The sequence below is a fragment of the uncultured Dechloromonas sp. genome (genome assembly GCF_945957265.1).
GTDB lineage: Bacteria > Pseudomonadota > Gammaproteobacteria > Burkholderiales > Rhodocyclaceae > Azonexus.
This window is the reverse complement of the sequence record NZ_CAMFKO010000009.1, coordinates 97,060-109,867: the sequence shown is the minus strand read 5'-3', so window position 1 is coordinate 109,867 and position 12,808 is coordinate 97,060. Positions and strand designations below refer to the sequence as shown.

At 63.3% G+C, this 12,808-nt stretch carries 9 protein-coding genes and 1 tRNA gene; all 10 read right to left on the bottom strand.

What is annotated here, in order from left to right; translation table 11 throughout:
• Positions 1-1,076 precede the first annotated feature (1,076 nt).
• Positions 1,077-1,167 (bottom strand) — tRNA-Ser (locus Q0P59_RS07155).
• A gap of 36 nt (positions 1,168-1,203) precedes the next feature.
• Positions 1,204-1,470, bottom strand: coding sequence for a hypothetical protein (locus Q0P59_RS07150; protein ID WP_295005044.1), 267 nt, complete (start codon positions 1,468-1,470; stop codon positions 1,204-1,206).
• 5 nt (positions 1,471-1,475) lie between these two features.
• Positions 1,476-1,727, bottom strand: coding sequence for a DUF4212 domain-containing protein (locus tag Q0P59_RS07145; protein ID WP_295005042.1), 252 nt, complete (start codon positions 1,725-1,727; stop codon positions 1,476-1,478).
• The gene (locus Q0P59_RS07140; protein WP_295005040.1) at positions 1,724-3,760 is read right to left on the bottom strand and encodes a sodium:solute symporter family protein; all 2,037 of its coding nucleotides are present in this window, start codon (positions 3,758-3,760) and stop codon (positions 1,724-1,726) included. The genes Q0P59_RS07145 and Q0P59_RS07140 overlap by 4 nt, the downstream gene beginning before the upstream one ends.
• Before the next feature lie 8 nt (positions 3,761-3,768).
• Positions 3,769-4,434 (bottom strand): hypothetical protein, encoded by a 666-nt coding sequence (locus tag Q0P59_RS07135; RefSeq protein WP_295005038.1) that lies wholly within the window; start codon positions 4,432-4,434, stop codon positions 3,769-3,771.
• A 2-nt stretch (positions 4,435-4,436) separates the two neighbouring features.
• Positions 4,437-6,326: a DUF294 nucleotidyltransferase-like domain-containing protein gene (locus Q0P59_RS07130; protein ID WP_295005050.1), complete on the bottom strand. Its 1,890-nt coding sequence runs from the start codon at positions 6,324-6,326 to the stop codon at positions 4,437-4,439.
• 99 nt (positions 6,327-6,425) lie between these two features.
• Positions 6,426-7,481 carry a DUF294 nucleotidyltransferase-like domain-containing protein gene (locus Q0P59_RS07125; protein ID WP_295005036.1) on the bottom strand — a complete coding sequence of 352 codons (1,056 nt, stop codon included), beginning with the start codon at positions 7,479-7,481 and terminating at the stop codon, positions 6,426-6,428.
• Between the two features lie 5 nt (positions 7,482-7,486).
• The gene (locus Q0P59_RS07120; RefSeq protein WP_295005034.1) at positions 7,487-9,637 is read right to left on the bottom strand and encodes an exonuclease domain-containing protein; all 2,151 of its coding nucleotides are present in this window, start codon (positions 9,635-9,637) and stop codon (positions 7,487-7,489) included.
• Between the two features lie 67 nt (positions 9,638-9,704).
• Entirely contained in the window at positions 9,705-10,076 is a 372-nt protein-coding gene (locus Q0P59_RS07115; RefSeq protein WP_295005032.1) for a response regulator, read from the bottom strand.
• A gap of 18 nt (positions 10,077-10,094) precedes the next feature.
• Positions 10,095-12,806: a sensor histidine kinase gene (locus tag Q0P59_RS07110; protein WP_295005048.1), complete on the bottom strand. Its 2,712-nt coding sequence runs from the start codon at positions 12,804-12,806 to the stop codon at positions 10,095-10,097.
• Positions 12,807-12,808: the final 2 nt, after the last annotated feature.

Sequence of the window (12,808 nt, the reverse complement as noted above, 5' to 3'; positions counted from 1 at the left end):
CGCTTCTACCCACCGTTTCGTCTACAGGATGGTGCAGTATTTCAGCAGCCTGTTAAGCTGTTGGGCAGTGGGCGACGCAAGAAACGGAAGGGTCCCAGGATGAAGCCCCCGGAAGACCCCAGGAGTGGCGTCTAGTGCCACACCCTTTGCCCTACTGGCTATCAGCCATCTGCAACACTAGGGAGCGATTCTACGAGGCTCCCGGTGCAGCCACAAAGGAGGCGCTATTGGTAGTCCTGGAGGGCTACCTAGCCGCCATAATGGGCGGACTGGAGGCACCTGTAGGACTTCCTGGAGGCGTTCAAGACACCTCCCGGCCTGAGGATTGGTGGCGAGAACAGTTGCGGGAAGTCGTAGGCCGGTTTGTCGTCATCCCATGCCCTGAGCGCCTTCAGAACGTCCAGGAGATTGCCAGCCAATACTTGGCCCAGGCGAAGAAGCAAAACAGCCGCTAGGACGCACGTTAATAGCCCTGGAAGCCGTCAAACGAGGAAGCCCATAGGGCACCCTTCAGACGGCCTTCCGGGGCTATTTTTTCGTGTCAGCAGGCAAAGACAAACGCATAAACAAAGACACCCGGAAATGGGGTTTTATTGTTTATATTCAATGCATTACGCAGATTCAACTAAGTAAAACCCACCTATAGAAGGGAGGCCCTTCCCTCTCCCCCGGTTACATATACCTATAGATACACCTAAAGATGTCCCTACAGATCATCTGAAGATGCCCCTTTAGGGACTCTATAGATGCCCCAGGAAGATGCCTAGGTAAGGTAAGACCTGATAAGCAGTATCAGTAGAGAAGTTACCTGTAGACGTCTGAAGATGTCCTACCGGATGACCTACAGGCTGTCCTGTTGTGTAGGCTCTGTAGTGGTCCGGTAAATATCTTCAGTTGGTCTGAGGATTCCGTAGCAACGTGACTACTAGTCAGACACAGCCCCAAGACCAAGAATTATTGACTGTCCCCAGCGTGTTCCAGTTGGGTTAAGACTTGGGTTAATTGTTGGGTTAAATGCAAAAAGCCTGACTTCGTAACCTATTGATTAGATTAAGAAATCAGGCCTTGCAGAATCCTGGCGGAGAGGGCGGGATTCGAACCCGCGGTGGGCTATTAACCCACACACGCTTTCCAGGCGTGCGACTTAAACCGCTCATCCACCTCTCCGGGAAGCCGTGCATTCTAGCAGAATCCCTGTAATGGTCAAATAATCTTTCGGAGAAAAGCGAGTCCGAGCCAGAGCAGGAGCAGGATCACGAAGCAGGCCACGCCTGTGGCCCGGCCCGTGAAGCCCGGCATGATCGCGGCGACGAGTTGCCTTGGTGCACGGGTGATCAGTGCGAACAGCTGATATATCCTGTTGCTCTCCCTGCCGCGCCCGGCCAGAACATGCAGCGCTCCCTGGCCGATCAGGCAGAGGCCCAGCATCTCGATGACGGCGCGAGCCGCGCTGATCAGAAACAGGGTCATCCGGGCTATTCGTCTTCCAGCCCGAATTCGATATCGATTTTCTTCATCTGCCGGTTGTACCACCAGATGATGACCAGGAAGAGCACCAATCCGCCCTGCGCCGCCATGTAAAAGCCCAGCGGGAAGCCGAAGATGACGATCTGATTGATGTCCCGCGCAAACCAGGTCGTGCCGAAGGTCACGCAGAACCAGAGCAGGAGCAGGACAAAGGTCAGGCGCCTGGTCCGCCGCCAATAGAGATGGCGTTTCCCTTTCATGCGTCCTTGCCGTTCGACAGACGAATCTTGGTGAGGAAATCTTCTGCGCCCGGTTCGGGCTGCGTCATCAGCGACACCACGATGATGGTGGCAAAGCCGGCGACAACGCCGAACAAGCCGGCCGCCGTGGGCTGCACGTGGAACCAGGGTTCCATCCCGAAGCCGCTGATGCCGAGCCAGGGAATGCTGTCGAACTCGACACGCAGGATGTAGTAGAGCGACAAGGATACGCCGACCACCATGCCGGCCAGCGCGCCCTTGCGGGTCGCTCGCTCCCAGAAGATGCCGAGCACCAGGGCCGGGAAGAATGCCGACCCGGCAATCGAGAACGCCCAGGCCACCATGGACAGGATGGTGCCCGGCTTTTCGGCGGCCACCGTGGCGGCAAGCACCGCCACCACCAGCAGCATGGATTTGGAGATGACCAGGCGGAACTGCGTCGAGGCGTCCGGCCTGATGATGCGGTAGTAGACGTCGTGGGACAGGGCGCTGGTGATGGTGAGTAGCAAGCCGTCGGCGGTGGATAGCGCGGCCGCCAGGCCGCCCGCCGCGACCAGTCCGGAGATGACGTAGGGCATGCCGGCGATTTCCGGCGTCGCCAGGACGATCACGTCCGGATTGAGCGACAGTTCCGCCAGTTGCAGCACCCCGTCGAGATTGATGTCCTCGATGCTGACCAAGCCAACCTTGGCCCAGGCAGTCACCCAGCCGGGCAGCTTGGCGATGGGGATTTCCGCCAGATGGGACAGCACCTCGTGCTTGGCGAACACGGCGTAGGCGGGCGCCGTAATGTAAAGCAGAAGAATGAACAGCAGCGACCAGAACACCGATTCGCGCGCTTCATGTACGGTGGGAGTCGTGTAGTAACGAACCAACACGTGCGGTAGCGCAGCGGTACCGACGGTCAGGCAGAAAATCAGGGCCAGGAAATTGATGCGCAGGATATTCTGCTCCGCCTCCGTATCCCCGGGAAAGGCCTCGGCATGATGGATCGGCTTGCGGCTCCGCTCGACGGCGGAAAACATCGCCGCCTCCCAGCGCACCTTGGCCTGCTCCGGGTCGTGCGGCAACTCCCGGCGCTGACGCTCGAGGGCGACGATGTCGCGCATTTGCGCGTCGCTGGCCTTGAGTTGATTGATCTGGGTGGATAGCTGCTCGCGCTCGTTGTTCAGCGATTGCGGCAGTTGCATGATTTTCTGGGCGTACACGTCGGCGCGCTCGTGGAACAGCTGACGCACCTCGATCTCGGCCGGCGAATCGAACAGCCGGTTCTCCAGATGCGTCACCTTTTGCAGTACCTCGCCATAGACCAGTTGCGGAATCGGGTTGCCGGTGACGTTGTACGACAGGATGGCGACGGGCGTGATGTAGGCGACGATCAGGATCAGATACTGCGCCACCTGCGTCCAGGTCACTGCCCGCATGCCGCCCAGGAAGGAGCAGACGAGAATCCCCGCCAGGCCGACGAACACGCCGATTTCAAACTGCAGGCTGACAAAGCGGCTGGTGATGACGCCGACGCCATAGATCTGCGCCACCACATAGACGAAGGAGGCGAGGATGGCCGCCCCGACGGCGACGAGGCGTATCGAATTGCCGCCGTAGCGCGCGCCGAGGAAATCCGGGATGGTGTACTGCTCGCAACGCCGCAAGTACGGCGCCAGCAGCAGCGCCACCAGCACGAAACCGCCGGTCCAGCCGATGACATAGGCCAGGCCCTGAAACCCTGACAGATAGAGCGTTCCCGCCATGCCGATGAACGATGCGGCACTCATCCAGTCGGCGCCGGTCGCCATGCCGTTGAAGAAGGCCGGCACGCGCCGGCCGGCCACGTAGTACTCCGACACGTCGGAGGTCCGGCTGATGATGCCGATCAGCGCATACATCGCGATGGTGAACATCAGGAAGGCGTAACCGATCCAGCGCGGCGGCATGCCATGCTGCTCGAGAACGGCCAGCGCCCCGATGAACGCGAGAAAGCCGCCTGTGTAATACAGGTAATAGCGCTGCAGGCGGGTCAGCGACCTCAACATCGGGAAAACTAGTGGGTACGCCGCAGGAAGCTGCTGGCGCGCGACTCGTCGACCAGCCTGGCCGCGGTGTCGATCTGCTTGCCGACCGCCCGCACCAGCAACATCTGGAAAAGACGGCCGAGCAGCAGCGTGTTGGCCATCGCGTCGCGCCGCCCTTCCCCGCCTCCCATCCCGAACAGCTCGAGCCAGTGGTCGAGCGGCATCACGGTATGCCCCTTGTCCTCGAACATCGACGGCATGAGCCAGGCCATATCCACCCACTGCGGCTGGAAATCGAGGCCGAGACGCTCCTTGTAGGCGCGCTGCAGAAAGCCGCCGACATACGGAACGTGATAGGTCACCATCGGCGCCTTGGCGGCGAAGAGCAGGAAAGCCATCAACTGGCGGTCGACGGCCGCGCCCTCGCCGTCCAATGTCGAGAAATCGACATAGAAGGTGTCGTCCGGCTGGATCGCCCCCTGCCAGATGCTGCTGGCGGCAATGGCCAGCAGTTGGTCCTTTTCGGGATCGAGGCCGCTGCTCACGATATCGACGACCAGGTAGCGGGTATGGAAATGCAGATCGTCCAGCCCCGGCGCCGTACTGCTGCGCCAGGCCTCCAGCGACGCCCTGACGTCCTCCGGCAAGCCGCTCGGTGCGCCGCCGCGAAACAGGAATTTCTTCAGGCCGAGCATGGTCAGTTCACCTGGTAATCGAGTTTGAGACGGGTCTGTATCTTGCGCGCCTGACGGAAGGATTCCTTGAGGATGCGGCGATCCAGCTCGTTCAGGGTTTCCGGATCAATCAGGTTGTCGCCCTGCTTGCCCGGCTCGCCTTCCAGGTACTGGTGCTGCAGGCGCAGCAACTGGATGAAATTGAGCCCTTCGAGCACCGCGTTGATTTCGTCGGAACGTATGTTCAGGCGCTGCGCGGCCAGACGCAGGCGCTGGATGGAATTGGTGTTGTGCACGCCGCTGGCCATGGCATAGATGCGCGCCACATCGACGAAGATGCGCGAACCGTATTTCTTCAGGTCGATCTTGCCGGGATGGTCGGCTTCGAGGTCGGTCAGGAAATCGCGAATCTTGCCGAGCGGCGGCTCGACATCGAGTGCATTCTTGGCCATGGCGCGCAGGAACATCGGGTTGGAGGCCGTCAGGGCCAGCAAATGGCGGCGCATGGCCTCGGCCAGCTCGGCCTTGCCGAACAAGGGCCGGAAATCGAAGAAGATCGTGGCGTTGAGCAAGGCATCGGGATGCGGCTGGCGAATCCAGCTGCCGAACTGCTCCTTCCACTCGTCGAGCGTCAGGCACCACTGCGGATTGCTGGCCATGATGTTGCCCTTGCACAGCGGGAAACCGCAGCGATCGAGATCCTTGTTCACATCCAGGGCATAGGCCAGGAAACGCTGTTTCAGCGCGTCGACGGAGGCGCCCTCGGGCGGCTGGAAGACGATGCCGTTATCCTGGTCGGTGCTGAAGGTCTGTTCGTCGCGCCCTTCCGAACCGAAAGCCAGCCAGGCCCACTCGATGCCGTCGAAAGCGTGCTTTTCCAGGTTGAGCTGGATGACACGGCGGGTCAAGGCGTCGTTGAGCGCCGAAATGAACTGGGTGAGCTGCTCCGACCCCACCCCCTGGGCCAGCATGTTGAAGGCCAGCTGGCGCACGTCGGCGGCAGCCTGTTGCAGGGCTTCGACATTGTGCGCCCCGTCGATGGCCTGCCGAATCTGGCGCAGGCCGACACGCTGCAACGAGAACAGGTCGCGCTCCGAGACCACGCCGGTCAGGCGGCCTTCGGCATCGGTCACCAGCACGTGGCGGATGCCGTGGGTGGCCATGGCGAACATCGCGTCGTACGCCGTGGCATGCTCCTCGAGCATGAACGGGCTCGCCGTCATCGCCTCGCCGACCGGCGTGCCCAAGGGCAACTCGGCCAGCACCACGCGGTCCAGCAGATCGCTGCGGGTGAACACGCCAACCGCCTTGCGGTCCTCGCCGGCCACGACCAGCGAGCCGACTCCGGCCTGCGACATGGTTTCCAGCGCGGCCCGCAGCGGCGTATCCGGCGTCACGGTAATCGGCGAACGCGAGCCGATGCCGGCCAGCGGGGAATTGAGGGTCTGCTGCTCGCTGGCGCGCTGTGCGAACTGGAGCTGCAACTGCCGGCGCGACTGGTCGAGCAGGCTGGCGATGTACTGCGTGCAGAACAGGTTGAACTCGGGACTGGAGGCGACCAGCGCCAGGAAATCCTCGGCCGGCAACTGGTAGCAGAAGCTGTCTTCGACCGCCAGATAGACATTGGTGGACGGCCGCCCGGCGGTGACCGCGCCGATCGGGAAGCCCTCCCCGGCGCCCAGGCTGAGGATGGAATACTCGGTCACCGTCACCTCGCCGGCCTGCCGCGCCTGAACCTTGCCCGACTCGATCAGGTAGAAGTAGCGGACGTTACCCGCATCGGGGCCGATGATCTCGCTGCCGGCAGGGTAAAACGCAATCTGCGCCTTTTCCGCGAAACGCTGCAGCGCATCCGGCTGCATTTTGTTGAACGGCGCATGGTTGCGAAGAAATGCGATGGTGTTGCCGGCCATGCGAGTACGCCCCTTTTCGCGCAGCGTCATTTCCACCTGGCCAACGACCATGTCCTGCCCTGTTTGCTGTTGCGTAGTCACGACAACCTCGTTTCTTCTTCAGAGTGCATAGTTTAACTTGAGACGTTGTTGCAGGCGTTTGGCCTGCTTGAGCGCCTCGCGCAGGATGGCCTGATCCATGTCGTTCAATGCGGCGGGTTTCAGACCGGAACCCGCCGCCGTTCCCGCGGCGGCAGCGGCAATCTGCTGGACCAGGCGCAGGCGCAGGATATGGGAGAACGCCGCGTCGAGGCTGGCCAGCTCGATCTCCGGCAAACCGACCGCCCTGCCGGCCTGGTGCAGGCGTTCCGAGGTGTTGACGCTCGGCGTGCCGGCGGTCAGCGCGAAGATGCGGGCCGCATCGACGAAGATCCGGCTGCCGAATTTCTTGAGATCCACTTCGCCCTCGCCGTTGACCGCGACCTCGCCGCGGAAATTCAGGGGGGCCTCGGCGTGCAGCGCATTCGCCGCCATCAGATGCTGGAATGCCGGCGTACTGGTCGTCAGGGACAGCAGCAGGGTACGCAACTGCTCGCCCAGCGCGAGATCCCCATGCAGCGGGCGCAGGTCGAAGAAGATGCTGGCGTTGAGCAGCGCTTCGGGCTCGGGACGACGCACCCATTCGATGAACTGCTCCCGCCATTCGTCGAGCGACAGGCACCAGGCCGGATTGCCGGCCATGATCTTGCCCGGACACAGGGTGAAACCGCAGTCGGCCAGGCGCTGATTCGCTTCCTGCGCAAAAGGCAGGAACAGCTCGCGCAAGGCGCCGGCCTCCTGTTCGCTGCTGGCATGGAAGAGCAGCCCGTTGTCCTGGTCGGTGACGAAAGTCTGCTCGTGCCGCCCCTCGGAGCCGAGGGCGAGCCAGCACCACGCCACCTGCGGCAGGCGATGGCGGCGCGCCGTCAGGTCGACAACCCGCATCGTCAGGCGGTCGTTGAACAGCGAAATCAGGCGGGTGGCGGCCACGCCATCCATGCCGCCGGCCAGCGCCCCCTGCAGGTGCGCACGGACGGCCGCGGCCAGCGCCGGCGCCCCGTCCAGGGCGGGCAGCGCATCGATCGCGGCAAACAGGTCGATGCGCTGTCGGCAAAGCAGCAAGGGCGCGGTGCTCACGGCGATCAGTATTTCACCCGGGCGAAATAGGTTTTCTCGGCCGCTTCCAGCGCCTGGCGCACCGTGACGATACCCTTGTCCTCCAGCAGCCTGACCAGTTTCAGGAAGACCTCGCCGGTCGCCAGCGCGTCCTCCAGCGCATTGTGCCGGGTGCCGATGGTGATGCCGAGGCGTTCGAGGATCACGTCCAGCTTGTGCGATTCCTGGTTCGGATGCACCACGGCCGACAGCAGCAGCGTATCGAGCACCGGCTGCGTGAAGCGGATGCCGGTGCGCCCCTCCTTGAGTTGCAGGAAGCGCATGTCGAAGGCGGCGTTGTGGGCGATCAGCACCGTGTCTTCGCAGAATTCGTGGAAAGCCGGCAGCACGACGTCGATGTTCGGCTGGCCGCGCACCATGTCCTCGGTGATGCCGTGGATGGGAATGGATTCCGGCTTGAGCGGGATTTCCGGATCGACGATCTGGTTGAAGGTTTCCTGGCGCAGCAGGCGGTTATTGACGATACGCGCGGCGCCGACCTGGATGATCTCGTCGCCGTTCGAGGGCTCCAGGCCGGTGGTCTCGGTATCGAACACCGTATAGGTCAGCTCGGACAGCTTGCGATCGAGGTCGATGGACTTGTCCTCGAACTTGAACAGGTCGAAATCGTAGTATTCCGGGCGGCCGGTGACGTGGCGCTCCTCGATCACCTGTTCGGCTTCCGGGGTGGCCACCGGCAGCACGAAGCGGAAGAAGGCCCGGTGCGCCGCCTTCTCGCGCTCGTACCAGATTTCGCCGCCATGGCGGTCGATGACGTCGCGCAGGGTCAGCGGCGAGCTTTCGGTGCCGACCTGCATGGACTCCATTTCCCAAGTGTAGAAGGTTTCCGACGACATGGCCGGGCCGGCCCAGATCAGGTCGAGATAGGCCAGCTTGCCATTGGAGGTCAGGCGGAAGCGCAATTCGCGCGGCGCATAATGATCCTGCAGCTTGGAAGCCAGCGAGACCAGGGCGAAAACCAGCGAGAAGCTGTCCGCCTTGATCCACAGCGCATCGTCCATTTCCTCCGTCTTGGTCGGCAGCTTGAGCTTGTCGTCGATGCGGCGCTGGGCGGCGGCGACGATGTCGATGCCCAGCACGTCCTCCAGCGGCCAGCGCGTCTTGATGGCATCGGAAAACTGGTTCATGGTCTGGTCGATGACCTGGCTGCGCCGGGCGACCTCGTCGTCGATGACGTGCAGGAAACGCTGGCGCAGCTCCGGCTCCATGTCCGGATAATCGATCAGGTTGGCCACCGCGGCCCGGATGTTGCCGATCGCCGAACGGCTGCCCTGGGTCAGCGTATGCAGCGCCTGGTCGCGGCGCTCCTCTTCCTCGATGCTGCGCGTGATGTTCTCGACGGTCAGCACGTAGCCCGACATCGTCGCCTCCCCCGCCCCGCCGAGCACCGGCACCATCTGGACGCGCAGCAACTGGCCGCCGCGCGTGGTGGTGATGAAATTGGCGATCGCCGTCTTGCCGTTGGCCAGGCGCTGGTCGATGACCTCGCGGGAATGCTCGACCTGGCTCTTTTCCAGGATCGAGAAGATCGAACGCCCGAGCCCGATCAGCGCCCCGCCGGCCACCGAAGTCGGCCCCTGCGACAGCGCCTTGAACTGCAGGCGGGCGCGGTTGTTGTAGAGCAGGATGCGGCCATCGAGGTTGCAGACGACCACCGCCTGCGCCAGTTCCGACATCAGCGCCGCCAGCCGGTTCTTTTCCTCCTCGACCGAGGCCTTGGCGCGGGCGATCTGCGAATCGACGTCGTCCATCAGCGCATCGCGCTGTTGCGCCAGGTCGTTGGCGGCCTGCGCCAGCTGCTGCACCTCCGGCGGACCTTCCGGCGCCACGCGGAAATTGCGGTTGGCGCCGAGCATCAGGCGCAGCGTCTCGGCCATGCGCAACAAGCCTTCGACGTATTGCTTGAACAGCTTGTGCAGGACCAGCACGCCGATCACGAAACCGAACAGCGTCATCATCGTGCCGACCGGCAGGCGGGAGACCAGCAGCTCGGTCAGCATGTTGCGCTCGGCCTCCTTCATGTCCAGCCAGACGAGGAAGGAGGTGACGACAAAAGGCCCGGTCATCAACAGACCGAGAACGAGCACGGCGAGGATGAAACGATGTTTTGCCTTCATGGCAGGCATCCCAGGATGGTTGGTTATCGTTGCAGGGGCTCCGGCGCCAGGCCGGAAAGGTCCTGAATCAGGCCGTGCCGAGCATGCCCTTGACCTTGACCACCAGGTCCTTGGTCGAGAAGGGCTTGGTCACGTAGGCGTCGGCACCGATGGCCAGCCCCTTGGCGACCTCGGTCTCCCGCCCCTTGGCGGTGAGCATGATGACCAGCAGGCCGGCCTTTTCCGGATCGGCACGCAGGGCTTCGCAGACCTCGAAGCCGGATTTCTTCGGCATCATGACGTCGAGCAGGACGAGATCGGGCCGGAAGCTGTCGACCTTGGCGAGCGCTTCTTCGCCATCGACGGCCACGGCAACCTCGAAACCTTCCTTTTTCATCAGGAATTCGAGCGAGATGACGATGTTGGGTTCGTCATCGACGATGAGTATTTTTTTGGTCATGCGTTTAGTCTCCCTTTGTTATTCCTCCGATGCCGGCAACGGCACCGTGAAAATGAAATTCGCGCCCTCGCCCGGGCGGCTTTCAACCCAAAGCTTACCACCGAAATATTCGATGATCTGCCGGCTGATCGGCAGCCCGAGCCCCGTGCCCTGCGGTTTGTCGGTCATGGTGTTTCCACCCTGACGGAATTTTTCGAAAATGACATCGCATTCCTCGGCGGTCAGCCCCGGGCCGTTGTCGCTCACCTCGACGCGCACCATGGCGCCATCGACGCCGACCCGGACATGCACCCGGCCGCTGTTCGCCGGCACGAACTTGACGGCATTGGACAGCAAGTTGATCAGGACCTGGGTCAGGCGGTCGCTATCGGCCAGCACGACCGGGCCGAGCGCCGGAATGTCGCTGTCCAGCGCGACGCCCCGCTCGCGGAACAGCTGCCCGAGCGAATCCATGGTCTCGCGGGCAATCGCCCCGATATCGACCTCGCCCGTCGTCCACTCTGCCCGCCCCGATTCCAGCTTGGCCATGTCGAGGATCTGGTTGATCAGGCGCGTCAGGCGCTCCGTTTCATTGACGATGATGCCGAGGAAGCGCCGCCGGTTGCTCAGGTCGATGCGCGGGTCTTCGTGCAGCATTTCCGACAATGCCCGGATCGAGGTCAGCGGCGTGCGCAACTCGTGCGTCACCGTCGAAATGAAATCGTCCTTCATGCGATCGACCTCGCGCAGCCGCTCGTTCGCTTCGCGCAGCTCGTTGGTCGCCGCCTCCAGCTCCTGCTGCTTGGCCTCCAGTTCCCGGCTGTAGGCCCTGACCTGGGTCGCCTCGTCGAGGATGTCGAGAACCTCGTCCAGCCCGAGGTCCTCCTCCTCGGCCACCGACGCGACCATCACCCGGGCGCTGGCCGAACCGATGGCGCCGGCCAGCTCGGCCTCGGCGAAATGGACGAACTCGGCATCGGCCGGCAGCTTGCGCCAGTCGCCGAGGCCCCGCCCCCGGGCGTAGAGGGCCAGTTGCTGCTGCGCCCGGCCGGCGCCGAGGAAACGCTCGAGCAAGCGGACCAGGGCATCGAGCGAGGCCTTGCCGCGCCACAGCCGGGCTTCGGCATTCCGACGATCGAAGCGGAAGACATCGACGAAGCGTTCCGCCTGGCTGGCCTCGACCGCATCCGGTCGGGAACCGAGGGAGACGGCGACGTAGCAGCCGATATTGGCCAGCATGCTCCACCACAGGCAATGCGAAATCTCGTCCATGCCGCCCAGCCCGAACAGCATCTGCGCCTTGAGCCACGGGATGCCGAACAGCCCCTGCTCGACGAAGCCGCTGGAAATCCAGCCCGACTTGGCGAACGACGGCAGCAGCAAGGTGTACAGCCAGACGACGAAACCGGCCGCCAGCCCGGCCACGGCGCCGGCATGCGTGCCCTGCTTCCAGTACATGCCGCCGAACATGGCCGGCGCGAACTGGGCGACGGCGGCGAACGAGATCAGCCCGATGCCGACCAGCGCGTAGGCCTCGCCGGCGGCACGGAAATAGATGTAGCCGAGCAGCACGATGAGAGCGATGGCGACCCGCCGGATGCCGATCAGCACCCCCGACAGGTCCTGGTGATGCCGGGCCTGCAGCCAGGCCGAACGCAGCAGCCAGGGCATGACCAGGTCGTTGCAGACCATGGTGGACAGCGCGATGGTCTCGACGATGACCATGCCGGTGGCCGCCGACAGCCCGCCGATGAAGGCGAGCAGGGCCAGGGATTCGGCGCCGCGCGCCAGCGGCAGGGTGAGCACGAAGGTATCGGAATTCATACCCTGGCCGTCGAAGTGCAGCAAACCGCCGAGCGCCAGCGGCAGGACGAAGATGTTGATCAGCAGCAGGTAGAGCGGGAACAGCCAGACCGCCCGTTTGACGTGCGATTCGTCCACATTCTCGACGACGATGATCTGGAACTGGCGCGGCAGGAAAACGATGGCCAGACCGGACAGCACGATCATGGCCGTCCACGTCCCGGCGCGCGACGAATCGAGCTGCAGCAGGCGCCCGAGGTCGGCCGTCGCCGCGGCGCGCTGGAACAGGTCGCCGAGGCCGCCGAACATGCCGTATGTGACGAAGACTCCGACCGCCATGAAGGCGATCAGCTTGACCACCGATTCGAAGGCGACCGCCGCCACCATGCCCTCGTGGCGCTCCGTGGCGTCGAGGTGGCGGGTGCCGAAAAGGATGGAAAACAGGGCCAGGATGGCGGCGATCAGGAAGGTCGAATCGAGCCCCAGCCAGACGCCGCTGCGTCCCGAATGCGCCAGCAGGACATCGACGCTGGCCGCCATCGCCTTGAGCTGCAGGGCGATGTAGGGCACCACCCCGATCACCGCGATGATCGTCACCATCCCCGCCAGCAACTGGCTCTTGCCGTAGCGCGAGGCGATGAAGTCGGCGATCGACGTGATGCGCTGCGCCTTGCTGATGCGGATCATCTTGACGATGACGCTGACGAACAGCAGCATCAGCGTCGGCCCCAGGTAGATGGTCAGGAAGGACAGGCCGCCCGAGGTCGCCCGGCCGACGCTGCCGTAGAAGGTCCACGAGGTGCAATAGACGGCCAGCGACAGCGCGTAGACGTTGGCCGAGATGATCGACTTGCCGGCATCCGCCCGCGCATCGCCAAAGCGGGCGACGGCGAACAGCAGGCCGAGATAGGCCACCGACAACAGCGCGATGAACCAGCCGGAGAGCACCA

Bases quoted from the DNA above. Each gene is read 5' to 3' on its own strand.
- Q0P59_RS07150 (WP_295005044.1), bottom strand. From the start codon at position 1,470: ATGACCCTGTTTCTGATCAGCGCGGCTCGCGCCGTCATCGAGATGCTG.
- Q0P59_RS07145 (WP_295005042.1), bottom strand. From the start codon at position 1,727: ATGAAAGGGAAACGCCATCTCTATTGGCGGCGGACCAGGCGCCTGACC.
- Q0P59_RS07140 (WP_295005040.1), bottom strand. From the start codon at position 3,760: ATGTTGAGGTCGCTGACCCGCCTGCAGCGCTATTACCTGTATTACACA.
- Q0P59_RS07135 (WP_295005038.1), bottom strand. From the start codon at position 4,434: ATGCTCGGCCTGAAGAAATTCCTGTTTCGCGGCGGCGCACCGAGCGGC.
- Q0P59_RS07130 (WP_295005050.1), bottom strand. From the start codon at position 6,326: ATGGCCGGCAACACCATCGCATTTCTTCGCAACCATGCGCCGTTCAAC.
- Q0P59_RS07120 (WP_295005034.1), bottom strand. From the start codon at position 9,637: ATGAAGGCAAAACATCGTTTCATCCTCGCCGTGCTCGTTCTCGGTCTG.
- Q0P59_RS07115 (WP_295005032.1), bottom strand. From the start codon at position 10,076: ATGACCAAAAAAATACTCATCGTCGATGACGAACCCAACATCGTCATC.